The organism is Arthrobacter parietis (genome assembly GCF_039530425.1).
Lineage (GTDB): Bacteria > Actinomycetota > Actinomycetes > Actinomycetales > Micrococcaceae > Arthrobacter_D > Arthrobacter_D parietis.
Genome location: NZ_BAAAON010000001.1, coordinates 1,300,445 through 1,324,428, shown reverse-complemented (window position 1 = coordinate 1,324,428; position 23,984 = coordinate 1,300,445). Strand labels below are relative to the sequence as shown.

Here is a 23,984-nt window from a genome sequence, read left to right as displayed (position 1 = left end):
TGAATTCTTCGGTGGAGAGGGCTGGCTCAGTGGTCACGGTATCTAAGGTTACCGGTTCAGCCTTACGTGCCCGCCGGGTCCGCAAGCAGCGGTTGATTGTCAATGAGCCTGACGCTGCCCACCCTTGCGGCAATCAGCGCGAGTGCCTCCCCCGAGAAGGGAGTCTCGCGGCAGTTGAAGGCGAGCGGTTCCAAAGTATCCGGGTCCACCACCTCGAAATACTCCAGTTGCACGAGCGGCTGGCTTTCCACCAGTGCGACGGCGGATTCCAGGTCCAGCGGTTCGCAGCGGACAGCGCGCTCCGCCAGCAGGCGCAATGCGCGGGACAGGACAAGGGCGGCATCCGCCTCCTGTGCCGTCAGGAACCGGTTCCGGCTCGAGAGCGCCAGCCCTTCGGCAGACCGCACCGTGGGTACCGCACGGATGTCCGCCGTGAAGCTGAGGTCGCGGACCATCCGGCGGATCAGTGCCAGCTGCTGCGCGTCCTTCTGCCCGAAGTAGGCCCGATACGCGGCGTCGGCGGCGGGCCAGGCCAGATGCAGCAACTTGGCGACGACGGTGAGCATCCCGTCGAAGTGTCCCGGCCGGAATTCGCCCTCAAACCTTGCGCCGAGGCGTCCGGCGGAGAGCCGGACCAGCGGTTCGCCGCCCGGATACATTTCTTGCCGGGACGGCACGAAGACCAGGTCGACACCGTAGCCCCCAAGGATTTCCAGGTCCGCCTCCAGCGTTCGGGGGTACCGGTCAAGGTCTAGCGGGTCCCCGAACTGAAGAGGATTGACGAAGATGGTGGCAACAACGACGTCGTTCTCTGTCCGTGCAGCGCGGGCCAGCGCAGCGTGGCCCTCATGGAGGGCGCCCATAGTGGGGACGAGCCCCAGGCTGACGGGGCCGGGACCTGCCGCAGCCAGCTGTTCGGCGAGCGCAGCACGCAGCTGCGCCGCAGTAGTGAGAACCCGTGGCCTCATTCGCTTTCTTCCTTCTCGGGCCGTGCCAGCGCCTCAGTGATTGCGCGTTCCTGCTCCGGGGACAGGAGCCCGCGTTCCAGTGCGCGGGAGGCAGTCACCGCGGCTAATCGCGTATAGGCACGGGAAATGTCTTCGGGCGCTTCGGCGAGGGCAGCGGCGTGCGCCGCGACCGTACCGGTGTCACCGCGTGCAACCGGCCCAGTGAGTGCCCCCTCGCCCGCGGCGAGCGCGTTCTCAAGGGAGGCACGCATCAGCGGCCCGAGCATTCGGTCCGGCCGCTCCACACCAATGCTGCCGAGCAACTGTGTTGACTGCGCAGCGAGGGTGACCAGGTGATTCGACGCGTGCGCAAGCGCCGCGTGGTACAGGACGCGGTCCTCTTCCTCGATGACCACCGGCTCAGCGCCCATCTCGACCACGAGTGCCTGCGCCACCGGGAGGACGGCGGTGGGCGCTGTGACACCGAACGTGCAGTCGGGCAGGCGCGTGAGGTCCAGGCTCATGCCGGTGAACGTCATCGCAGGGTGCAGCGCTAGCGGGATGGCGCCAAGCCTCCGCGCCGGGTCCAGAACGGCCGTTCCGTAGCGGCCCGACGTGTGCGCGACGAGCTGGCCGGGCTGCCAGGCACCAACGGCGGCCAGGCCGGAGACGAGATCCGGGAGGGCGTCGTCGGGCACTGCCAGCAGGACAAGCTCCGCCCGTTCCACGATCTGCTCGATCCCAAGCAGCGGGACCCCGGGCAGGAGGTTCTCGGCCCGTTCCCTGCTTGCTTCGGAGACAGCGGAAACTCCGACGACGGCGTGTTCGGCTGCACGCAGGGCAGCACCCAGAACGGCACCAACCCTGCCTGCGCCGATCACTCCGACGCCGAGCCTCCCGGGTTTCCGGCGGGGGCCTCCAGCGCCGGGACGGACCGGACGCTCAGTAACGTTCATGATGTGGACCTTCCAGGTATGAGGGCGGTGTCGGCATGACGGGTGCGTCGGCAGCCGCATCCGTCTCTTCCATCTGCTCCTGCACCGGGACGGGCCGCATCCACTGTTCGGGACCGCTGCGGCGTCGGGCATCGGCCGCCCGCCCGGCCTCTTCGGAGAACAGCCGCCAGGCGTCCGCTTCAGGGATCTGCCGGACGCGGGGAGAGACCGGCCCGGGAGTGGTGTGCAGGATGAGGTCAGCCACCCCGAACCTGCGCGCCAGCGGGCCCTGGTGAAGGGCCAGGGACTGCGTGCGTTCATGCGGTACGACGGCGACCTGCCGCCACCACGCACCTGACCGGGCCAATAGCGCGGTGTCGGTCACCGCCACCCCGTTGCGCCGCCAGGCGAGCGGCGCGATGAGGCGTGCACGCCGCGGGGTGGTGATGAAACCGGCGTCGGCATCCCGTCCTGACAGGCCTGCCGAGAACACCTCGACGGGCGAGTCCGTTCCCGGATCGGGGAGCACCAGCGCGATTACCTGAAGAACCTCGTCCAGCGTTCCCACCGGAAGGAGGGTGGCGCGTGCCTGCGCCTCACCACTCGCGGACGCGCCGTAGCCGGCCACGTTCACGGTGACCTTGTACCAGCCCTTCAGGCGCCACAGGGGTGACTGGATCACGCCGACCGCCTGCACCCGACCGGGCGGCACCGTCTGTGTGCGGGTATCGAGAAGCCCGTAGCGGATGCGAATGCCGTCCGGTGAAATTGCTGCCCGGAAGTTGAACCCCGTGTTCAGCACGTTCCAGTAACCGCTGACCACACCGATGAGGATGGGAACGAAAGCCGCCAGCAGCGCCCCGGTCTCAAGAACGAAGGCAAAGACCACCACGCCGATCAGGCCGAGTACCACCGCGACAGTGTTGCCGGAGAGTGCCGCGGCGCCCAGCACGCGGGCAGGAGTGAGGGCAAGGACCTCGCGTTCGGGTGCCTCGGGGATGTCCTGTGGGTGCTCCGGATCCACGACGACGCCAGCTGCCCGCGCCAGGATGGTTGCCCGCAGCTTCTGAGCCTCCCCCAGTTTCAGGAAGGAGAGCCGTACCGCCGACTCCCCGGCGTCCGCCACATCGAACTTGAGCTCCGCGAGCCCAAACAGCCGCGCGAGGAACGGCTGGACAACGTCGATGGCTTGCACCCGGTCCAGACGCGCCTGCCGGTGCTGACGGAAGACCACTCCCGAATTGACTCGGACGTGCTCCTCGGTCACCTGGTAGCGCGTGTAGTACCAGGAGAGGAAGAACCCGGCCGCGATCAGCAGCACGACGCCGACGACGATGGCTATGGCAAGGGGAAGATTGCCTACCCCTTCTCCCCTGAATCCTCCAGGCTCTCCGGTCAGGAGACCCTCGAACCAATCGCGGCCGCCGAAAAAGATCAGCGCGGCAATGGCAATCCAGCCGCGGACGAGCGGCGAAATGATGTGGACGCGCTTCCATTCCTCGGGTGAGGCGGAGAGCACCGCCGGGTCAGGTACGGCGCCGGTCACAGCCCTGCCAGCTTCGCTTCACCGCGTGCCGAGAGCTGCTCCCGCAACCGCGCTCCCTCACTGGAAGGAAGCCCTGGAATTTCGGCATTGGTGCCCGGCGACGCCGTGTGCAGCTTGAGCGTGCACAGGCCGAGGGCGCGTTCAATCGGCCCTACCGCGACGTCGACATACTGCATCCGGCCGTAGGGCACCACCATGGTGCGCTGGAAGAAGATGCCCTGCCGGATCAGCAAATCCTCATTGCGCTCCGCATAGCCGATAGCGCGCACCTGACGGGGCAGGAGCAGTCCACGCCACCCGGCAAAGATGACGACGGCGGCGGGCAGCAACCACGCGAGCAGTAGCGGAAAGCGGGGCAGCACCCCCGTCAGCAACAGGACGAGCGGAACAGAGAAGATCACCAGGAAGATGAGGCTGCCTATCGCCCACCCTACAAGCCGGACCCTGAGGTACTTGGGTGACACCCGCGTCCACTCAATCCCCGCCGGGTCAATTGGTTCCCTACGCATACTCCCCCTCGCCGCTCTCACGCCTCGTCTCCGACCCGGCCTCATCATCCGGCGGAAGCTTACAGAAGCTCTCCACGATCAGTCCGACTGCAATCATGACTATGCCACCGGCAATCACCGCCAGCGAACCCCACAATGGACCGAGGTTGCTGCGGACTCCCACCAGCGTCAGCTGATCGGCGAGGATCCCCGCGTGCCAGCCGGTTGTCAGGGCACCCGCATAGGCAGTCGCCTGGGCAAGCACCACGGTGCGTGCCGCCAGGATCGGATCGAGGACCCGCTTGCGATTGCCGCCGCGCCAGCGCCTCACCCGGAGCCCGAAAATAAGTGTCACCGCGACGACGGCGGCGATGGTCAACAGCGAACTCAGCGGCAGCGACGGGGTGGGGTACCCGTTGCGGGTTGCCCACCAGTTGACCAGCCACCCGGCGGCACCGAACACCAAACCGATCAGAACCAGCCAGCCGATGCGGATTGATCCCACGGCTCTGCTAGGCCCCCTCGAACGGTACGAGGCCGGGGAGGTCTTCCGCCTGCTGGACAAGCTCCGCGACCGGGCGCCCCGACAGCGTAGCCGTTCCGTCCATCCACGCCCAGGGCTGCAGGACAAAGGCCCGCTCCGCCGCGCGGGGATGGGGCAGGGTCAGCTTTTCGTCATCCGAGACGAGATCGCCGTAGGTGATGATGTCGACGTCGAGAGTACGCGGACCCCACCGGACAGAGCGGACCCGGTGGTGCTTATTCTCAACGGCCTGACAGTGCTCAAGCAGTTCATACGGCCCAAGGTCCGTCTCAATCTCGATCACCATGTTGAGGTAGTCCGGCTGCTCCGGGCCGCCGACGGCCTTCGTCTGCACGATCGGCGACACTTCACGCAAACGCACGTTCGTGGAGTCAACGAGGTCGGCAACGGCGAGGGACAGCGTGTCGCGGCTTTCGCCGAGATTGCTGCCCAGCGCGAGGATGGAACGCACCGTTCCACTCATGAACGCTCCCGGAAGATGGAGACGGCGACGTCGCCAAACGGCACCTCGATGGGCGCCTTGGGTTTGTGCACGGTGACCTCGACGGCGTCCACGGCGAAGGCGGAAAGGATAGCGGCGGCTATGCGCTCAGCCAGTGCCTCGATGAGATCAAGCGGCTCACCCGTGATGAGTTCTACGACCTGTTCGGCGAGTTCGCCGTAGTGCGCGGTGCGCGTGAGGTCATCGCTCTCACCTGCCGGCCGCAGATCGAGGTGAAGCACCACGTCGACAATGAAGGGTTGGCCATCACGGCGCTCATGCTCGAACACCCCATGGTGCCCGACGGCGGTAATCCCCGTCAGTGTGATCCTGTCCCGCTGCGCGGGAGAACTTTGTGCCATGATCCGTCTACCTGGTCCAGGCTGCGGCGACCTTGACCGCATCCAGGTTCGGTCCGACGTCATGCACACGGACGCACCAGGCGCCGTGTGCAGCTGCTAGGGCGGAAACGGCAACGCTCGCGTCACCGCGCTCGGCGGGAGCTGCTGCCTTGCCAGCAACGCTGAGCAGGGTTCCGAGGAACCGCTTGCGGGAGGCTCCCACCAGAATGCGGTGACCGAGCACGTCGAATCGGTCCAGTGCGCGCAACAGTGCCCAGTTGTGGTCTTCCTTCTTGGCGAAGCCAATTCCGGGATCCAGGATGATCTGTTCCGGGGTTACACCGGCGGCGTAGAACTTGTCCCGGATGTCCGTGAGTTCGGAGATGACGTCTTCAACGACGTCATCATAGCTGGCAAGGGAATCCATGGTTTGCGGATTGCCGCGCTGGTGCATCAGGACGTAGTGGACTCCGCGTTCGGCAATCAGTCCCGGCATGTCCGGATCGAAATCCAGCCCGGAAACATCGTTCACAATGGCGGCGCCGGCATCAATCGCCCTAGCTGCAGTGGCCGCATGCATGGTGTCGACACTGACCAGCGCGCCCGCCTTAACCAGAGCCTCGACAACCGGAATGATGCGCTGCTGCTCCTCCTCTACGGTGATGCGGTCAGAGTTGGGGCGGGTCGATTCTCCGCCGACGTCCACGATGTCCGCTCCGGCGTAATGCATGCGCAGCCCTTCAGCAATGGCTTCATCTGCCGTTGCGAACTTGCCGCCGTCACTGAAGGAATCAGGGGTGACATTGAGGATTCCCATCACCAGCGCCCGCTCCGTCGGCAGGTCCGCGAAGGACTTGCGAACCCGGGATGGCCGCAGGACGGGAATGGGGGAGGTTGCCGGTCCGGTTCCTGGGGCTGCCGCGAGTGAATCCATAAAGTTGCTGTGTCCTATCTTCCAAGTATCAGGCTCATGGCCTCGGCGCGCGTGGCGGCTTCCCGCACCTGTCCGCGCACCGCTGAAGTGACCGTTTTGGCTCCCGGCTTGCGGATGCCGCGCATCGACATGCACATATGCTCACATTCGATGACCACGATCGCGCCCTTCGGCTGCAGGTGCTCCATCATCGCATCCACGATCTGCGTGGTGAGGCGCTCCTGCACCTGCGGACGCCGCGCATAAATCTCCACCAGCCGCGCCAGTTTGCTCAGGCCTGTGATTTTTCCGTCGTCTGAGGGAATGTACCCGATATGCGCTGAACCATGAAACGGGACAAGGTGATGCTCGCACGTCGAATAGAACGGAATGTCTTTGACGAGCACCAGCTCTTCGTGGTCCAGATCAAAGGTGGTCGAAAGGACATCCTTGGGATGCTGGTGAAGTCCCGCGAAGAACTCCGCGTACGCGCGGGCCACCCGTTTGGGTGTTTGCACGAGGCCGTCCCTGTCAGGATCCTCGCCGATGGCGGCGAGGATCTCCCGGACTGCCCGCTCGATTCTCGGCTGGTCCACCGTTGAACCGCTGGCCGCGAGAGCCACATCAACCATTTGATCGTCAAAATCGGTCACGCCAAGAATCCTATCCCGGCCCCTGTGGCCGACCTGCTAGCGGTTACGACGCTGGCCGTACCCGTCCTGGTCATTGTTCCCGGTGGTTCCGCCTTTGTTGTCCGGCTCAGTCTCCGGCTCCGGCAGGGCATCGCCCGTGACGTCGAAACCGCTGGGCAGATTGGCATCCGCAATCTGATCCTGCGGCGAAACGTTTTCGGGGTCAGGCTCTCCGGCTGCCTCCGCTTCCTGGCGTTCCTTGGCGGAGACCACGGGAGGGAGGGAGTGCACCGGCCGGCTATCCTTCGAGAGCCAGATGCTGCGCGCGTCCCGCTTGCGGATGTCGGTGAAGACCTCTGCAATCTCCGCCTGGTTCAGGGTTTCACGTTCCAGCAGTTCGAGAGCCAGCCGGTCCAAAACGTCTCGGTTTTCGGTAAGGATGGCATACGCCTCATCATGGGCGTTGTCCACGAGCCGACGCACCTCCTCATCGACGATGTAGGCGATGTGATCCGAATAGTTGCGCTCGTGGCCCATGTCGCGGCCCAGGAACGGCTCGCCGCCGCCCTGGCCGAGCTTCACGGCACCGATCCTCTCGCTCATCCCGTACTGTGTCACCATCTTCCGGGCAGTAGCGGTTGCCTTCTCGATGTCATTCGATGCACCTGTCGAGGGATCGTGGAACACGATCTCCTCCGCCACGCGGCCGCCCATGGCATAGGCCAGCTGATCGAGGAGTTCGTTGCGGGTGATGGAGTACTTGTCATCCGCGGGCAGCACCATGGTGTAACCCAGAGCCCGGCCCCGCGGAAGGATGGTCACCTTGGTGACCGGATCCGTGTTGCGCAGTGCGGCGGCAACCAGGGCGTGGCCGCCCTCATGGTACGCCGTGATTTTCCGCTCCAGCTCCTTCATGACCCGGCTGCGCTTCTGCGGCCCGGCGATGACGCGGTCGATCGCCTCGTCGAGGGCGCGGTCGTCGATGAGCTGGGCGTTGGACCGGGCGGTGAGCAGCGCTGCTTCGTTCAGGACGTTCGCGAGGTCAGCACCGGTGAACCCGGGAGTCTTTTTGGCTACGGACTTCAGGTCCACGCCGGGCGCCATGGGCTTGCCCTTCGAGTGGACCTGCAGGATGCGCAGACGCCCGCCCATATCCGGGGCTTCGACGCCGATCTGCCGGTCGAAGCGACCGGGACGCAGCAGCGCAGGATCCAGCACGTCCGGTCGGTTGGTCGCTGCGATGAGGATGACGTTGGTGTTCGCGTCGAAGCCGTCCATCTCCACCAGAAGCTGGTTGAGGGTCTGCTCACGCTCGTCGTTGCCGCCGCCCACGCCGGCACCGCGGTGGCGTCCGACCGCGTCGATCTCGTCAACGAAGATGATGGCCGGAGCGTTGGATTTTGCCTGTTCAAACAGGTCACGGACGCGCGAGGCACCGACACCCACGAACATCTCGACGAAGTCGGATCCGGAGATTGAGTAGAACGGCACTCCGGCTTCACCCGCAACGGCGCGGGCCAAGAGGGTTTTACCGGTTCCGGGAGGGCCGTAGAGAAGCACGCCCTTGGGGATCTTCGCGCCGAGCGCCTGGAATTTGGCAGGCTCCTGCAGGAATTCCTTGATCTCGTGGAGTTCCTCGACTGCTTCATCAGCGCCTGCGACGTCATTGAAGGTGACCTGGGGCATGTCCTTGTTGATGAGCTTGGCTTTGGATTTGCCGAACTGCATCACCTTGGAGCCGCCGCCCTGCATCCTGCTGAGCAGGAACCAGAAGATTGCACCAAGGATCAGGATGGGCAGGATCAGGCCGAGGATGCTGGTGAACCAGTTGTTCTCGACCGGCTGGTCCGTGAAGCCGTCCACGTCTGAGGAGTTGATGGCGTCGACTACGTCCTCGGCACGTGCGGCGCTGAAGAAGAAGGAAACGCTGCGGCCGAGCTCTTCATAGTCCTCGCGCAGCGTGAGATCAACCCGCTGCTCGCCGTCGTAAATCTTTGCCTGCTCCACCTGATCGCTCTCGAGGAGTTCCAGGCCGATATTGGTGTCCACTCGGGCACCGCTGCTGTTGAACACGGAGGGCAGGATGACCAGAAGTGCGGCAACTGCCAGCACAATCCAGAAAATGGGTCCTCTGAACAAGCTCTTCAATTTCATTCAACTCAGGGCGCAGTGCCCTGTCCCTCCTGATTAACTGCCACATAGCGCTCGTCCACCTGCGGATCGCCCAAAGCGGCGCGCCCGAAATGTGCTACCAGCTTTACATTCTCTTCAGAATCCACGCGCACCCGCGGTGGAAAGTTCCCTCTGGGCGTACAGGCGGGTTCCCGCCCACCTGCGGAGCTATTCGTAGACGTGCGGCGCGAGGGTACCGATGAAGTCCAGATTGCGGTACTTCTCGGCGAAGTCCAAGCCGTAGCCCACCACGAACTCGTTCGGGATGTCATAGCCGACGTACTTCACGTCGATCGCTACCTTTGCGGCGTCAGGCTTGCGGAGCAAAGTGCAGATCTCGACGGAAGCGGGACCGCGTGAGAGCAGGTTGGCTTTCAGCCAGGACAGGGTGAGCCCCGAATCAATGATGTCCTCGACGATCAGGACGTGCTTGCCCATGAGGTCTGTCTCGAGGTCCTTGAGAATCCGGACCACACCGGAGGACTGCGTTCCCGAACCGTAGGAGGAAACGGCCATCCAGTCCATGGTGACGTGCGAGTGCATGGCGCGTGCCAGATCAGCCATGACCATCACCGCACCCTTGAGCACTCCCACGATGAGGACGTCCCGGCCGGCGTAATCGCGGTCGATTTCCGCGGCCAGTTCCTGGACCCGTTGCTGAATCTCTTCCTTGGTGTAGAGAACGTGCTTGAGGTCCGACTGGACGTCTTGTGAATCCACCAATTACTCCCGGATTGTGAGGTTTTTCCTAAGGACAAGACTGCCATAGCTTGAGTGGCCTTGGGGAACCCCTGCACCCCTGACCTGCCGGTAGGCGCTCACGCTGCCGCCGAGCTGCACTGGACCCGCTGATCCGGTGCGCCGCAACAGGTTCTCTGCGGCCAACAGGCGTTCGAAGCTTGGTTGAATTCCGCCGAGTTCGACGACGGCGAGCGCCAGGACCCGCTGCCGGAGAGCGGGCGGAAGGGCGCGCAGGCCCTCTTCGGACAGGAGGAGGCTGCCGCCGTCGTGCTCTTCTTTCCCCGGCTCACTACTGCCTGCAGTCTTTCTGAGCCGGCCGTACTCGACCTCTGCGAGCTCGTCCAGGTAGGCGGCGTCCTGGGAGAGGATCCGCGACGTCCGGTACAGGGACTCTGCGATTCCGGGGCCTAGCTCGTCCTCCAGGAAAGGCAGCACCCGGGTGCGTACGCGTGAGCGCATCAGGGAAGGGTCCGCGTTGGTCGGATCATGCCACGGGTCAAGACCAGTGAACCGGCAGATCTCCTCCGTCTGAATGCGCCGGAGGGCGAGGAACGGTCGAAGGTAAACCCCTCTGCGCGGGGGCATGCCGCTCAATGAGCGGGTTCCCGAACCCCTGGAGAGACCGAGGAGTACCTGTTCGGCCTGGTCATCGAGGGTATGGCCGAGCAGAACGGCGGCGGCGCGGTGCTGTTCGACGGCGGCATCGAGCGCCCCGTATCGGGCAATCCGTGCTGCGGCTTCCGGGCCCATTCCAGCTGTTGCCACCTCAACCCGGCGCACCTCCACCGGTGCAAGGCCCAGAGCCGCCAGTTGGGAGCGCGCGGCCTCCGCTACGTCCGCGCTGCCCTGCTGCAAACCATGATCGACGACGACGGCACCCACCCGGTACTGACCGGTCTGCGCGAAGTACGCCGCCGTAACGGCTAGCGCGAGTGAGTCGGTTCCGCCGCTGCACGCAACCAGGATCAGCGATCCCTCGGAAACCTGCGCATCCTCGAGCGCGGCGCGGATCAGGTTTCTCGCCGTGCCGACCGTAGGGCTGAGCCGCGGCCGGCGGCTCACAGTCCCATCCGGGTGATCCACTCCCTGGGCGCGTGGATCTCCTTTTCGGTGGGCAGGTTCTCCGCTTGCTCCCACACCCGGTTGAACCCTTCCATACCGACGGCGTCCACGACCGCGCGGACGAAGCGTGCCCCGTCGCTGTACTGGCGCATTTTCGCATCCAGGCCCAATAGGCGGCGGATGAACTTCTCGACCGGTCCACGGGTTTTCCCTCGTGCGTTGAACCGGCGGCGGATGGTCTTCACGGTGGGCACGATGCTGGAATCAACGGCGTCCATCACCACATTCGCGTGTCCTTCGAGCAGGCTCATGACGGCGGTGAGGTGGGAGAGCCGGGCCTTGTCTTCAGGTTCCTGGAGCAGGGAGAGGATGCCGCCATCGCTCGGGGGCACGCCGTCGTCGTCCTGGTCCTTACCGTTCTGGCTGCGTGTTGGCAGCGACTTCAGCGCGTTGGTGAGCCGCTCCGCCAGGGTTTCGGCCTTGTCCGCCAGGCCGACGGTGAGTTCGGAGATGTGCTCCAACATGTGGTCCTTGAGCCACGGTGCGGCAGCGAACTGCACCCGGTGGGTCTGCTCGTGCAGGCACACCCACAGCCGGAAGTCGGCGGGCTCCACATTCAGTTCACGCTCAACGGAGACGATGTTGGGCGCCACGAGCATCAGGCGTCCGCCGGGCCCCCGGCTGGAGGCAACAAACGGATCATACTGCCCGAGGACCTTGCTCGAGAGAAAGGCGAGGATGGTGCCCATCTGGGCACCGGTCACTGCGCCGCCGAGGGCCGCATTGGCCGCCTTCAGCTGCTCGCCTTTGGTCTGCGCAAGGTGCTCGATCGCCGGCGCCATCAGCACCTTGAAGCTCTGGGTGTTGGCCTTGGCCCACGATGCGCGGTCCACGATGATCAGCTCCGAATCCCGCAGGTCCCGCGCCGCCTCGAGGCCCGTGATCCGATGAACGTGCTCAACGGAGAGATCTGCCAGTTCCCGGAGGTTCGCTACGGCGTCCCGCACTTCCCCGGCGCTCAGTTTGGGGCCCGGAGGCGCCAGTTTCGCCGCGCTGCTGGCGGCCAGATCCCAGTTGACGAGCTGAAGGGGGGCGTTGCTGTCCATGGTGGCCATTCGACCACATTAGTCTGGGAGGCCGCTTGGCGGAGTCCACCCAGAGCGCACACCGGGGTTCAGCGGCACCCGCAGGTGGCAAGGACAGCGGCTGCTCTGTCCACCGCGGCCCGTGCCGGCTCCGTGGTCCCGTCAAGGCCGCTCGCAATGAACGAGAACACCATCAGGCGGCCATCAACTGACACCACGTGACCGCTGAGGGCAGTCACCGCGTTGAGGGTTCCGGTCTTGGCGCGGACCAGGCCCGCGCCCGCAAAAGTGGGGGCGTCGTCGTCGTTGTAGCGGTCCGCCAGCGTGCCGGAGAGGCTGGCCACGGGAAGGCCGTGCAGCACGTGCCGCAGCGCCCGGTTGTCGGAGCGGAGCAGCGTGCGCACCACGTCCGAGAGCTGCCGCGGGCTGATTCGGTTCCTGGGCGAAAGGCCTGAGGCATCTCCAAGCACCATTTCCTCTGTCTGCACTTCGAGCCCGGCGATCACCTCGGCGATCGTTTCGAGCCCCCCGCCAAACGACGCCGGCCTGCCGCTGGCCTCTGCCGCGAGCCGGGCGAGCACCTCGGCGAGGTAGTTGTCCGAGGTGCGGAGCATGTGTTCAACCAGCGCTTCGACCGTCGCCGACTCGACGGACGCCACCTCCTCCGCGTCCTCACCCGTAACCTGCCGCTCGATGCCCTCCTCAACCTGCACGCCAGCGGCAAGTAGCGCCTCCCGGAATACGGTGGCCGCAGCCAGTGCCGCATCCGCCGCCCTCGCGCCGGACTGCTTCGACTCATCCGTCCAGGACGAATTGATGGCGAGAGGATAGATCGGCGCAATCTCGCCGGCCTGCACGTCACCGGGCTGCCAGCTGGGGTTGAGGACGTCCCCGACAAAGAGCGAGTCGTCAATCACGACGCGGTACGGGCCATCGCCGTCGAGCTGGGCTGCCGTCTCCCGGGCGAGTGTAGCAAGACCGGCATGGCCGATAACGCTCTCGGCATCGGACTCCCCGGAGCCGAGGAGGACGTCCCCTCCTCCACGCAACACCAGGACGCCTTCCCCGCCGGCGCCTCCCGTGAGCACAGAGGTGGTCAACCGCTGATTCGGATCGAGTTTGGCCAGCGCCGCGGTGGCAGTGAGGATCTTGATGTTCGAGGCGGGAAGCTGCGGTTCCCCTCCGCCCCGGTCAAAAAGCACCTCGCCGGTCAGCGCATCAAGAACGACGCCGGTCACCGGGGTACCGCCCGGAACCTCCAGTGCGGCGGCGAGCAGGGGGGCAAGAACGTCCGGAACCGGCGCCGGCGCCTGTGCGTCCAGCTGGCTGACGAGCGTGGGGGCGGCAACGTCGTCCGGAGTTTGTTGGATGACCGGGATTTCCGGTTCCACCTGCGGAGGCGGGCCGGTGACCAGCTCCGCAACCTGCGGGCCGTAATGGAAACCGACAGGGACCGCTAGCACTCCGAGAACCAGGGCAAGCAACAGGGCAGTGAACACCCTGGCGCTGCGGTTCATGGCGTCCTCTCGAAAGGCTCATGCTGGGAACTGAAGGGATCGGCTCCGGACACGAATCGATGATGCGCGCGGCGGCCTATATCTTTAACAGTAGATGGGGGCTGCGGGTGGTTCGGCAGCCCCGCCAAGGTTTTCACTTACCAACCGCTGACCGCAGGAGTTCCACATGGCAATGAAGCTCGACGTCACCATTGAGATCCCCAAGGGATCACGCGTCAAGTATGAGATCGACCACGAGACCCACCGCCTCCGGCTGGATCGCGTGCTCTTCACCTCGATGCAGTACCCCACGCATTACGGCTACTTCGAGAACACGCTGGGCGAAGATGGAGATCCGCTGGACGCCCTGGTTCTGCTGCAGGACTTCGACCTCATCCCGGGAGTCCTGGTTGAGTCCCGCCCGATCGGCGTTTTCAACATGGTGGACGACGGCGGCGGAGACGCCAAAGTACTGTGTGTCCCCGTTGATGCCCGCTTCGACCACATCCAGGATCTCGGAGACGTTTCCAAGTTCCTGCTGGATGAGATCGAGCACTTCTTCCGGAAGTACAAGGATCTGGAGCCGGGTAAGTGGGTTGAAGCCGCTGATTGGGAGGGCCGCGAGGCCGCAGAGGCAGAAGTTGAGGCATCACTGAAGCGTTTCCAGGCTCTGGGTGAAGCAAGTGAAGAGGACGAGCCGCAGGGGCGCGCTGTCGACACCGACACCGACAACGCTGACAATGATCCGCAGGGCCGGTAGCTCCTGATCAATAGTTCCACACCAAACATTGCCCTCGAATCAACGCAAATCGGTTGATTCGAGGGCTTCCTCGGTCATACTGGGGTCATGCTGTTCGTGGTCACCATCAATCAGCGCGATTCCCGCGACGTGGGTGACCTGGTGCCCGAGCTGCTGCGTGAGTTCCGGTTCATCGACACGGTGGTGCCGTTTCAACGCTCGGTGGGCGACGAGCTGCAGGGCGTTGTGGGCAGCGCCGGGGTTGCCGTCGATGTGGCGCTGAAAGCGATCCGGTACCGGCGCTGGCACGTCGGGATCGGCGTCGGAGAGGTCCATTCCCCCCTGCCTGAACGCATCACCGACGCCGAGGGGTACGGACTGGTGTACTCGCGCAGGGCGGTGAACCGGGCGCAGAAGACTGGTGAGCGGATCCCGCTCGCGGTGGAAGGCCCCGACTCGGAGGTTTCGGCCGAGGCGGAAGCGGTGCTGCGCCTTTTGGGGCAGATTGTCCACACGCGCACCGACGCGGAGTGGAATGTCCTGGACCTCATGACACCGGGAGCCCGCGGGCAGCAGAAACTGATAGCCCAGGAGCTGGGAATCACCACCCAGGCAGTGAGCAAGGCCGTCATCCGTTCACACTGGATGGAAGAGTGGGCCACCCGTCCCGCAGCCGCCCGGCTGCTGGACCTGGTGTACGGCCCGGCGGCGCTGCCGCCGGCAGCGCTGGCGTACTAGCGCTCGTCCTGTCCCGCCCGGGTGAGGGAGCGCAGGATCTTCGCGGCGCCGTCGTCGTACACCGAAGCCGTCACCTCGGAAGCCGCGGCCAGCACCTCTTCAGGGGCCTGGCCCATCGCAACCCCGCGCGCTGCCCAGGAAAGCATCTCAATGTCATTGCGGCCGTCACCGATGGCAACGGTTTCGGAGGGATCGACGTCCAGCCTCCGACGCACCAGCTCAAGCGCGCTGGCCTTCGTGACGCCCGCAGCTGCAATGTCCAGCCAGGCGGTCCACCCTACCGAGTAGGTAACACCGTGGAGTCCGATGGATTCGACGGCCTCGCCGAACTCCTCGGCCGTGCTGTCCGTACTGAACACCACCACCCGGACGGCCCGCGCCCGCAGCATCCGCTGGAAGTCAACGCTTTCTGCCTCTGCTCCGAAACTCGCATCCTGGAACCGCTCGGTGGAAAGGAAGCGGCCCTCATCATCCTCGAGGGCGAACTTGGCCGAGGGAAGGCACTTTCGCAGGGCCACCAGCGCCGGTCGCGGGTCGAAGACCACCCGGTTGACGACTTCATAGCCGTCCTCGAACTCGTCCACATCGATGCGAAGAGTGACGCCGCCGTTGGAGCACACGGCATGACCGCGAGTAAGCCCGATCTTCTCGATAATGGGCAGGGTGGCGCCGAGCGATCTGCCGGTAGCGATCACCACCTCGTGGCCGGCATCCACGACGGCGCTGGCCGCGGTGCGGACCTCGTCCGACATGAGCCCCTCGTGATCCACAAGGGTCCCGTCAACATCGAGGGCAATGAGTTTCCGTGTTGTCTGCTGCTGGTCATCGATGCCAGCGGAAAATGTAGTTGTCATCGTTAAAGTGAACCAGAAAGCCAGTAATCGCGGGTAGGTTTTTGATCACAACTAAGCCAACGGCTGGTTACGTGTGAGGGCTGAACCTGCCTCTACAGGACCGGGAGAACCTCCAGGCCTCCGAGATATGGGCGCAGTGCGGCCGGCACGTTGACCGAGCCGTCAGGGTTTTGGTGATGCTCAAGGATGGCGACAATCCACCGGGTTGTCGCGAGGGTACCGTTCAGCGTTGCCACGGCGCGGGTAGCCTTGGCGCCCTGCACGCGTTCGCGGATGTTGAGCCGCCGAGCCTGGAAGCCGGTGCAGTTAGAGGTGGACGTGAGCTCGCGGTACGCGTTCTGGGTGGGCACCCAGGCTTCGCAGTCGAACTTGCGCGCGGCTGACATCCCGAGATCCCCGGCGGCGGTGTCGATGACGCGGTAGGGCAGCTCAACCTTTGCCAGCATCTCCTCTTCCCAGGCGAGCATGCGCTCGTGCTCCGCTTCTGATTCCTCAACCGTGGTGTAAGTGAACATCTCCACTTTGTTGAACTGGTGCACCCGGATGATCCCCCGGGTGTCCTTCCCATGTGAACCGGCTTCCCTCCGGTAGCAGGAGGACCAGCCGGCATACCGCAGTGGCCCGGCCGAGAGGTCCACGATCTCATCCGAGTGATACCCGGCCAGCGCTACCTCGGACGTGCCGGTCAGGTAGAGGTCGTCCTCCGGAAGGCGATAGATCTCCGCGTCGTGGGCGATATCGAAACCGGTCCCCTGCATGGTCTCGGGCCGCACCAGTGTGGGCGTGATCATGGGTGTGAACCCGGCACTGATTGCCTGATCCATAGCCATGTTGAGCAGGGCAAGCTCCAGGCGCGCACCTACGCCCTTCAGGAAGTAGAAGCGGGACCCGGAAACCTTGGCGCCGCGCTCCATGTCGATCGCGCCGATCAGCTCGCCGATTTCCAGGTGGTCCCGCGGATCAAAATCGAACTGCCGGGGCTCTCCTACTGTTTTGAGGACCACGAAGTCTTCCTCGCCACCAGCCGGCACGCCATCGAGAATGGCGTTGGGCAGCCGACGCAGAAGGGCGTCCGCCTCGGATTTCGCTTCCTCGGCCTGCGCTGCGGCAGCCTTCACCGACTCCGCCAGTTCCTTCACCTCGGCAAGAAGTGCCTGCTTTTCCTCGCCCTGCGCCTTGGCAACGCGCTTGCCGAAGGAGTTCTGCTCAGCCCGCAGCGACTCCGCACTCGTGACCGCCTCGCGACGCCGGGAATCAGCCGCGATGATCGCATCCACCAAAGACTCGTCGGCCTTCCGCGCACGCTGCGAAAGGCGGAATTTTTCAGGATTGTCGCGGAGTTCGTTTACGTCGATCACCTCACAAGACTACCGAATGGGATCTGCGCGCCCGGCACCCGTGCGCTGAAGGATAGTCTGGGGAAATCATGCCCCTTGAGTGGATTATCACCGCCCTTGCGGTTGTCGCCGCAGCCGCGTCAGCGTTCAGCTGGTGGGGCGTTCGAAAGCTGCGCCGTGAACGCTCACTGCAGTGGGAGGAACCGCGCCCCACCCTTTCGGCGACCGGGGAACAGCAGCGGGTTGCGTTGGTCCTCAACCCGGTCAAACTCAGTGCGCCGCTCGCCCGCGAGCAGGTTGAGCAGGCCTGCTCAGACGCCGGATGGGAACCTCCCCTGGTGCTGGAGACTACGGTTGCGGAGCCGGGTGCCGCCCAGGCGCGGCGCGCTGTCGCAGAAGGTTACGACGTCGTTCTTGCTGCAGGTGGAGACGGCACCGTCCGCGCCGTGGCAACCGGGCTGGTTTCCAGCGATGCCGCGCTGGGACTGCTGCCGCTGGGGACCGGTAATCTGCTGGCGCGCAACCTCGGTATAGCCGTCAACGACGTGCCACGCAGCGTCAGGCAGGCGCTTCACGGGGCTGGCCGGCGGATCGATATGGGCCGTGTCGAGCTCCGCAATGAGCGGACCGGTGTCAGCGGTGAGCATACGTTCCTGGTGATGGGCGGCGTCGGGCTTGATGCTGTGGTGGTGGCTGCCACCAAGGACGCCCTGAAGAAGAAATTCGGTTGGCTGGCTTACAGCGAAGCCGGCGTGCGGAGCCTACCCGGAAAACGCCAACGCATGTCGATCAGCATTGACGGCGGGCCCGCGCAGACCCGGAAAGTGCACAGTGTCCTGTTCGCAAATTGCGCACGGCTGCCCGGCGGCATCACCTTCGTCCCCGACGCGACAATAGACGACGGCTATCTCGATGTTGTGATTACCAGTCCGCGGAGCATACTCGGCTGGCTGTGGGTTGCCGCGAAGATCCTCTTCCGGCACGCGGGGCCCATTCCGGTGATCACCTACCACCGCGTGAAGCGGGTGGACGTCCGTGTCTCCGAGGCAACGGGCACCCAGCTCGACGGCGACACCTCCGGCGATGTGACCTCCCTGAGCGTGAGCGTGGCTCCCGGCGCACTGATGGTCCGGGTCCCTGGACGGGCAACCGGACCATCAGCTGGAATGTTCAGCGACGCGCCTGCGCAGTAGAAACGCTGCTAGTGGCGCTCAGTTCCCTCGGCGTCGCCGCCTTCCTGGAGGGACGGGACGGAGTCAGCATCGGTGTACTCCCCCTCAATGTTGGAGTCTGCGTCTGTGGTGCCGTCCTTGTCGGTGTACTCACCTTCATCAAGCTGGTCCTGACCTTCGGTGTACTCGCCGACCCCGTCAGCGCGCTGCGCGCCGGTGTAGCCGCCCGTGGCTGCGCCGGTTGTCTCACCCACCGCATCAGCGTTCTGTGCCTGGCTGTTGATGAGCTGCTGCTCCTCCGCGAAGCGCAGGTCATTGCCCTGGTCGCCGGCATCGCCGTGCCAGTTCGGGTCAGAGGTGGATCCGTCATCCTTGTTTGGGTTGACCTCGTTGTTGTGTGGCTGCTCGCTCATGGTGCCTGCCTTTCCAAAAGGGTCGCCCATTGGCCGGGCGCTCACCATCAGCCTACTTAGCGACCGGTCCGTGGGAAAGCATTCCTACGCTTTAAGCAGCTCGCGAACAGCCTTCTCCGACGCGGAGTAGCTCGCCACGGGTATGGCCTCCCCGGACATGAAGCGGTCCACCACGCGCGGGTCCACATACGAGCTGCGGGCGATCGCCGGAGTATTGCCGAGGTGTTCAGCGACCGAGCGCATGGTCGCGGCGACTGCCTTCTGCCGCGCCGTCCGGCTGGTGGCCTTCAGATCCATCCGGGCGAGCTCCATGGCCGCGACGACAGTAGCCTGCCAGGTGCGGAAATCCTTCGCCGTAAAGCCTCCACCCGTGACCTGGCGAAGGAACTCATTGAGCTGGGAAGCGTCAATCGAATGCCAGGATTCGTCTGCGGCACGGTACGCGAGCATGGTGTCCGCGCTTTCCCTGCGCATCATCGGGCGCAGCGCCGCGGCGAGATCCGGGTCCTCGATGGTGGTGTCCCACTGCTGGCCGCTCTTTCCGGGAAACTGCAGGGTAATCACCGGTCCGCTGAGAGTAACGTGCTCAACCCGCAGGGTTGTCACCCCGAAAGAACCGTTCTCGGCTGCGTACTGCGCCGATCCAATCCGTAGCGCGCCGGAGTCAACAATTCGCAGCGCAGCCGCGAAGGCCCGCTCCCGGCCGCTGCCGTTGCTGCGCAGGTGCTGTGTGATGACCCGCCGCGCGCTGGGGAGGCGTTCGCCGAAATCCAGCGCCCGGTCAAACTTCTCGCGGTCCTTCTTCTCCCGCCAGGCGGGGTGATAGATGTATTGCCGCCGACCGGCGTCGTCTGTGCCTAGCGCCTGGATATGGCCATTGGGATAGGGGCTGATCCAGACATCACGCCACGCCGGCGGAATGACCAGGTCTTTGATCCGCTCAAGTTCATCGCGTTCCAGCGGCTCACCCTGCTGGTTGCGGTAACTGAAGCCCTTTCCGTGGCGACGGCGGGTGTAACCGGGCTTGTTGCAGTCACTGCGTCGAAGTCGTGGCACGCCGCCTCCTCTGATACCGCCTGCAGGGAAGACCTAGCCTATGCTCTCCGGATCAACCGTGGGGGAACGCAGCAGCGAGTCAACCCACTCCTGCGCTGACTGGAACGCCTGGTCGGAGGTATGCCGGGCAACGTCATATTCACGCCGGTCCGCGCGTGCATAGGAACCGAGGAACCGCAGCCCCGGGCTGATGCGGTGCAGTCCCTGGAGGGCGTCGGCAACGCGGGCATCCGCTACGTGGCCGTCCGCGTCGATGCTGAAGAAGTAGTCCCCCAGGAACAGTCCCGTGGGGCGGGATTCAATCCTGCTGAGGTTGACTCCGCGTGCAGCGAACTGATCGAGAATCTCCATCAGGGCGCCCGGATGGTCTTCCGGCAGGGGAATGACCAGGGTGGTCTTGTCCGCCCCGGTCCGTGCCGGCAGGGTGTCCGGCCTGCTGACCAGGATGAACCGCGTCACCGCGTCGGCAACATCACCGATGTGCTCCGCGAGGATGCGCAGGCCAAGGCGGTTGGCCACGAGAGGTGAGCAGATCGCGGCATCGTGGCCGGCGCCGTCGTCGAGCAGGGTGTGGGCTGCAGCCGCTGTTGAGGACGCCGGAATGTATTCCGCGGATGGAATGTTCTGTTCGGTCCAGCCCCGGCACTGCGCCCAGGCGTGGCCGTGGGTTGCCACGAAGCGGATGTCGGCGAGCTCCAGCCCCGGGCGCCCCACCAGCACAAAGGAGACCGGAACGAGGATTTCCCGGATGATGCGCAGAGGGTCCCCGTTGGCAATCGAATCAAGGGTGGCTGATACGCCGCCCTCCACCGAGTTTTCGATGGGCACCATCGCTGCCGTCACCCGGCCTGTGCGGACCATGTCCAGAGCGGAGCTCACCGTGACGGCGGGTACCCTCTCGGCCTTGTCCGCCCCGGGCACCTGGAGGAGCGCTGCCTCGGTGAAAGTGCCCTCGGGGCCGAGATATGCGTAGGAGCTCATAGAACGCGCGGCTCCTCACCGGTTTCAGAGACCATCGGCCTCGAGGCCTCCACCCAGGCGTCCATTCCGCCGCTGACATTCACCGCAGAGTATCCGTTGGCGACCAGCCATTCGCTTACCCGGAACGAGCGTCCGCCGGTCCGGCAAATGACGTGCAGGTCTTCATCCGGGTCAAGCTCGTCGAGCCGCGCCGGAATATCGTTGACGGGAATGTGCCGGGCTCCTTCGATGTGCCCGGCCTCCCACTCATAGTCCTCACGCACGTCTAGGACGGCGGTGCCCTCACTGATTGCGTCGATGGACACGTTTTCGCTGTTGGTCACTGCAAGCTCCGTCTCTGTTCCTTGTCCGACTCCGACATTCCGACTCCAGTACGCCTTGAATCCAAGCCTATAGTGGGGACCGCAGACACCCCACCCCTGAGGAAGGCCCTCCCATGAGTTCCCTTTCCGAGCTGACCGCTCTTGAACAGCGGGACCTCCTCCGACGCGGTGAGCTCAGCTCCCGGGAACTCACTACGCATTATCTGGACCGAATCCACGCCCGAAATATGGAGCTGGGCGCCTTTGTCACCGTGACTGCTGACGCGGCACTGGCGGAAGCCGGCGCCGCTGACCAACTGCAGGCAAGCGGGGCGGACCTGCCTCTGCTACATGGCCTGCCGCTTGCGCACAAGGACCTGACCGACGTCGCCGGGGTTGTGACCACACACGGAAGCGCAGCGTTGCAGCACACGGTGGCGGCCGCAGACTCGCCGCTTGTCGCCGTTCTCCGGCGGGCCGGCGCGATCAGTGTGGGAAAGACGCAGGTTCCGGAGTTCGGTCTGAGCTGCTACAGCGAGAATTCCGTTGCACCGCCGTCGCGGAATCCGCTCAACCCGGCGCTCAGCTCGGGTGGTTCGTCCGGCGGCAGCGCAGCGGCTGTCGCGGCAGGCCTGATCCCGTTTGCGCCGGGCACGGACGGCGGCGGCTCGGTCCGGATTCCGGCCGCTGCCACCGGGCTGATCGGCCTCAAACCCAACCGCGGCAGGGTGCCTTCCGGTGCAGGCCAGAGCGATCTCGGTCAGTTTGTGGTGGCCGGACCGCTGGCGCGGACGACGGCGGATGCCGCCCTGCTGCTCGACGCCATGGTGAACGAGCCGAACTTCCACGCAACCAGCGCCGCCGCCCATGGTTCGTTCCTCGACGCAGCGCTGCGGGCTGACGGTAGATTCCGGATCGGGGTCAGCACCGCCTCGCCTTTCGCCGCGGCCTTTCCCATCGAGCTCGACGACGCCGCGCAGGCCGGTTTCGACGCCGGGGTAAAGGCGCTCGGCGCCGTCGGCCACGACATCCTTGAGGCAGACCTCCGGTACGATCCCCGCTATCATGAAGCTTTTCAGACGGTGTGGACCGCAGGCCTGGCCGTCGCACGCATCCCGGCCGACCGGGAAAAAGACCTGACGACCCTCGCCCGTACCCTCCGGCGCCGCGCGCAAGGGAAGTCTGCGACGGACCTTGCCTCCGCCGTCGACATCCTGCGGCAATTTGAGCAGGACACCATCGCGCAGTACTCCGCCTTCGACATCATTGCGACGCCGGCTCTCGGCATGGTCCCGCGTCCAATCGGCTGGTACACCGATGCGGATGCTGACACCGACTATCTGCGCCAGTGCCAATACTCGCCCTACACGTCGATGGTGAACGTGTGCGGGTTGCCTGCCATCTCGGTGCCTATCTTCACCACAGCCGAGGGTCTGTCCATGAGCATCCAGTTGATCGGAAGGCCCAGCGCTGAGGCGGACCTCCTTACCGTGTCAGCTCAGCTTGAGGACCACTTCCGCGCCAACCAAACCGATTAGCATAACTGTTCGATCGCGATTTGGATATGACAGTCCAAAACGTGACTGGCATCATGGAGTGAATGAGCACAACTCACAACGACAAAGCCACAACGGAGGGCAAAACATTTCTGGGTCACCCCCGAATGCTTGCCAACCTGTTCAGCGTAGAACTCTGGGAGCGCTTCTCCTTCTACGGCATGCAGGGAATCCTCCTCTACTACATGTACTACTCCGTGGCCGACGGCGGCCTCGGCATTGACCAGGGAATTGCCACCGGCCTGGTGGGGGCCTATGGCGGCGGCGTCTATCTCTCCACCATCCTTGGAGCATGGCTGGCTGACCGGGTTCTGGGGTCCGAAAAGGTCCTCTTCTATTCCGCCATCATGATCATGTTCGGCCACATTGCGCTGGCGCTGCTGCCGGGCGGAGTCGGCCTCGCGGTGGGTCTGGTCCTCGTCGGTGTCGGTTCCGGCGGCCTGAAAGCCAACGCGACCTCGCTGGTTGGAACCCTCTACGCCGAGGGTGATGAACGGCGCGACGCCGGTTTCTCCATCTTCTACATGGGCATCAACATCGGCGCCCTTATCGGCCCACTGCTGACGGGCCTGGCCTGGACGGAGTTCGGTTTCCACTACGGCTTCGGGCTCGCGGCCGTCGGCATGGCGATCGGCCTGACGCAGTACGCGCTGACCCGCAAGAACCTGCCGGAGACAGCCCACGCGGTGACCAACCCGCTGCCGCCCGGTCGGCTGGCGCGAATGGGGCTGATTGCTGCGGCCGTCGTCGTTGTGATCATCCTTGCCTTCACCACCGGCCTGGTGACGCCCGCGAATCTCGCCCAGACCATGGCGTACGTCGCCATCGCGGCCTCGATCGCCTACTTCACGGTGATCCTGCGCAGCAAGCGCGTTAACGCCGTCGAGCGCAAGCGGGTGTACTCCTTCATTCCACTGTTCATTGCCAGCGCTGCGTTCTGGGGGCTGTTCCAGCAGCAGTTCACCGTCGTCGCGATTTACGCGGACCGCAGCCTGGACCGCAACCTGTTCGGCTGGATCATGCCGCCGAGCTTTGTGCAGTCGATCAACCCGATCTTCATCATCATCTTCGCCGCCGTATTCGCTGCGCTGTGGACGAAGCTCGGAAACCGGCAACCGTCATCACCGTTGAAGTTCGCTCTCGGCCTGGTGTTCATGGGCGTCGCGTTCCTGCTGTTCATTCCGTTCTCCGGCGGCGGACCGAACAGCACTCCGCTGATGGCTCTCGTGGTCATCCTGCTGTTCTTCACCTGGGCGGAGCTGTTCCTGTCGCCGATCGGGCTCTCGGTTGCAACGAAGCTTGCGCCGAGTGCCTTCCGAACCCAGATGGTGGCCCTGTTCTTCCTATCGATCTCGCTGGGAACCACGGTGGCCGGCATTCTGGCGGGATACTACAACCAGGACAACGAGGTGCCGTACTTCTCCTTCAGCGGCATCACGGCAATCGTGCTCGG

At 64.8% G+C, this 23,984-nt stretch carries 25 protein-coding genes; 5 read left to right on the top strand and 20 right to left on the bottom strand.

Annotation, left to right across the window (positions count from 1 at the left end; translation table 11 throughout):
• Positions 1-62: 62 nt before the first annotated feature.
• The 14 genes from panC to dacB form a co-directional block, all read right to left on the bottom strand.
• Complete coding sequence (panC, locus tag ABFX19_RS06265; protein ID WP_346027825.1) at positions 63-968, bottom strand: pantoate--beta-alanine ligase; 906 nt, start codon at positions 966-968, stop codon at positions 63-65.
• Positions 965-1,903: a Rossmann-like and DUF2520 domain-containing protein gene (locus ABFX19_RS06260; RefSeq protein WP_346027824.1), complete on the bottom strand. Its 939-nt coding sequence runs from the start codon at positions 1,901-1,903 to the stop codon at positions 965-967. Before ABFX19_RS06260 ends, panC begins: the two co-directional genes overlap by 4 nt.
• Entirely contained in the window at positions 1,890-3,428 is a 1,539-nt protein-coding gene (locus ABFX19_RS06255; protein WP_346027823.1) for a PH domain-containing protein, read from the bottom strand. Before ABFX19_RS06255 ends, ABFX19_RS06260 begins: the two co-directional genes overlap by 14 nt.
• Positions 3,425-3,937: a PH domain-containing protein gene (locus tag ABFX19_RS06250; RefSeq protein WP_346027822.1), complete on the bottom strand. Its 513-nt coding sequence runs from the start codon at positions 3,935-3,937 to the stop codon at positions 3,425-3,427. Before ABFX19_RS06250 ends, ABFX19_RS06255 begins: the two co-directional genes overlap by 4 nt.
• Positions 3,930-4,421, bottom strand: a complete 492-nt coding sequence (locus ABFX19_RS06245; RefSeq protein WP_056545763.1) for a DUF3180 domain-containing protein — start codon at positions 4,419-4,421, stop codon at positions 3,930-3,932. The genes ABFX19_RS06250 and ABFX19_RS06245 overlap by 8 nt, the downstream gene beginning before the upstream one ends.
• 7 nt (positions 4,422-4,428) lie before the next feature.
• Complete coding sequence (gene folK, locus ABFX19_RS06240; RefSeq protein WP_277359359.1) at positions 4,429-4,923, bottom strand: 2-amino-4-hydroxy-6-hydroxymethyldihydropteridine diphosphokinase; 495 nt, start codon at positions 4,921-4,923, stop codon at positions 4,429-4,431.
• Positions 4,920-5,303, bottom strand: a complete 384-nt coding sequence (gene folB / locus ABFX19_RS06235; RefSeq protein ID WP_277359360.1) for a dihydroneopterin aldolase — start codon at positions 5,301-5,303, stop codon at positions 4,920-4,922. The genes folK and folB overlap by 4 nt, the downstream gene beginning before the upstream one ends.
• Positions 5,304-5,310: 7 nt before the next feature.
• Positions 5,311-6,216, bottom strand: a complete 906-nt coding sequence (gene folP, locus ABFX19_RS06230) for a dihydropteroate synthase (protein ID WP_346027821.1) — start codon at positions 6,214-6,216, stop codon at positions 5,311-5,313.
• A gap of 14 nt (positions 6,217-6,230) precedes the next feature.
• Complete coding sequence (folE, locus tag ABFX19_RS06225; RefSeq protein ID WP_404800751.1) at positions 6,231-6,848, bottom strand: GTP cyclohydrolase I FolE; 618 nt, start codon at positions 6,846-6,848, stop codon at positions 6,231-6,233.
• Positions 6,849-6,884: 36 nt separating this feature from the next.
• A complete protein-coding gene (gene ftsH / locus ABFX19_RS06220) occupies positions 6,885-8,981 on the bottom strand; it encodes an ATP-dependent zinc metalloprotease FtsH (RefSeq protein ID WP_277359362.1) in 2,097 nt (698 codons plus the stop codon).
• Between the two features lie 186 nt (positions 8,982-9,167).
• Positions 9,168-9,719: a hypoxanthine phosphoribosyltransferase gene (gene hpt / locus ABFX19_RS06215; RefSeq protein ID WP_277359363.1), complete on the bottom strand. Its 552-nt coding sequence runs from the start codon at positions 9,717-9,719 to the stop codon at positions 9,168-9,170.
• Between the two features lie 3 nt (positions 9,720-9,722).
• A complete protein-coding gene (gene tilS, locus ABFX19_RS06210; RefSeq protein WP_277359364.1) occupies positions 9,723-10,802 on the bottom strand; it encodes a tRNA lysidine(34) synthetase TilS in 1,080 nt (359 codons plus the stop codon).
• Positions 10,799-11,917 carry a zinc-dependent metalloprotease gene (locus ABFX19_RS06205; RefSeq protein WP_346027820.1) on the bottom strand — a complete coding sequence of 373 codons (1,119 nt, stop codon included), beginning with the start codon at positions 11,915-11,917 and terminating at the stop codon, positions 10,799-10,801. Before ABFX19_RS06205 ends, tilS begins: the two co-directional genes overlap by 4 nt.
• A 59-nt stretch (positions 11,918-11,976) precedes the next feature.
• Positions 11,977-13,404, bottom strand: coding sequence for a D-alanyl-D-alanine carboxypeptidase/D-alanyl-D-alanine endopeptidase (gene dacB / locus ABFX19_RS06200; protein WP_346027819.1), 1,428 nt, complete (start codon positions 13,402-13,404; stop codon positions 11,977-11,979).
• A gap of 172 nt (positions 13,405-13,576) precedes the next feature.
• Between dacB and ABFX19_RS06195 the strand changes: the two genes are divergently transcribed.
• Together ABFX19_RS06195 and ABFX19_RS06190 are read left to right on the top strand one after the other, a co-directional pair.
• A complete protein-coding gene (locus tag ABFX19_RS06195; RefSeq protein WP_056546699.1) occupies positions 13,577-14,143 on the top strand; it encodes an inorganic diphosphatase in 567 nt (188 codons plus the stop codon).
• Between the two features lie 90 nt (positions 14,144-14,233).
• Positions 14,234-14,860: a hypothetical protein gene (locus ABFX19_RS06190; RefSeq protein ID WP_346028045.1), complete on the top strand. Its 627-nt coding sequence runs from the start codon at positions 14,234-14,236 to the stop codon at positions 14,858-14,860.
• On the opposite strand, the gene ABFX19_RS06185 is transcribed toward ABFX19_RS06190, so the two are convergent.
• Positions 14,857-15,714 (bottom strand): HAD family hydrolase, encoded by an 858-nt coding sequence (locus tag ABFX19_RS06185; protein WP_277359367.1) that lies wholly within the window; start codon positions 15,712-15,714, stop codon positions 14,857-14,859. The two genes, ABFX19_RS06190 and ABFX19_RS06185, sit on opposite strands and share 4 nt — an antisense overlap.
• A 92-nt stretch (positions 15,715-15,806) precedes the next feature.
• A complete protein-coding gene (gene serS / locus ABFX19_RS06180) occupies positions 15,807-17,072 on the bottom strand; it encodes a serine--tRNA ligase (protein ID WP_346027818.1) in 1,266 nt (421 codons plus the stop codon).
• A gap of 68 nt (positions 17,073-17,140) precedes the next feature.
• Here serS and ABFX19_RS06175 point away from each other — a divergent pair, with 68 nt between their 5' ends.
• Complete coding sequence (locus ABFX19_RS06175) at positions 17,141-18,244, top strand: diacylglycerol/lipid kinase family protein (RefSeq protein ID WP_346027817.1); 1,104 nt, start codon at positions 17,141-17,143, stop codon at positions 18,242-18,244.
• A gap of 8 nt (positions 18,245-18,252) precedes the next feature.
• Here ABFX19_RS06175 and ABFX19_RS06170 read toward each other — a convergent pair whose 3' ends face one another.
• The 4 genes from ABFX19_RS06170 to ABFX19_RS06155 form a co-directional block, all read right to left on the bottom strand.
• Positions 18,253-18,636 (bottom strand): hypothetical protein, encoded by a 384-nt coding sequence (locus tag ABFX19_RS06170; RefSeq protein ID WP_277359370.1) that lies wholly within the window; start codon positions 18,634-18,636, stop codon positions 18,253-18,255.
• Positions 18,637-18,720: 84 nt separating this feature from the next.
• The gene (locus tag ABFX19_RS06165) at positions 18,721-19,692 is read right to left on the bottom strand and encodes a DNA topoisomerase IB (RefSeq protein WP_346027816.1); all 972 of its coding nucleotides are present in this window, start codon (positions 19,690-19,692) and stop codon (positions 18,721-18,723) included.
• A gap of 33 nt (positions 19,693-19,725) precedes the next feature.
• On the bottom strand, positions 19,726-20,673 hold the full coding sequence (gene pheA / locus ABFX19_RS06160; protein ID WP_346027815.1) for a prephenate dehydratase: 948 nt from the start codon (positions 20,671-20,673) through the stop codon (positions 19,726-19,728).
• Positions 20,670-20,996, bottom strand: coding sequence for a rhodanese-like domain-containing protein (locus tag ABFX19_RS06155; RefSeq protein ID WP_056545739.1), 327 nt, complete (start codon positions 20,994-20,996; stop codon positions 20,670-20,672). Before ABFX19_RS06155 ends, pheA begins: the two co-directional genes overlap by 4 nt.
• Positions 20,997-21,109: 113 nt before the next feature.
• Here ABFX19_RS06155 and ABFX19_RS06150 point away from each other — a divergent pair, with 113 nt between their 5' ends.
• A complete protein-coding gene (locus tag ABFX19_RS06150) occupies positions 21,110-22,513 on the top strand; it encodes an amidase (RefSeq protein WP_346027814.1) in 1,404 nt (467 codons plus the stop codon).
• A gap of 62 nt (positions 22,514-22,575) precedes the next feature.
• The coding region (locus tag ABFX19_RS06145) for a peptide MFS transporter (protein WP_346027813.1) at positions 22,576-23,984 on the top strand (1,409 nt) is incomplete at its 3' end.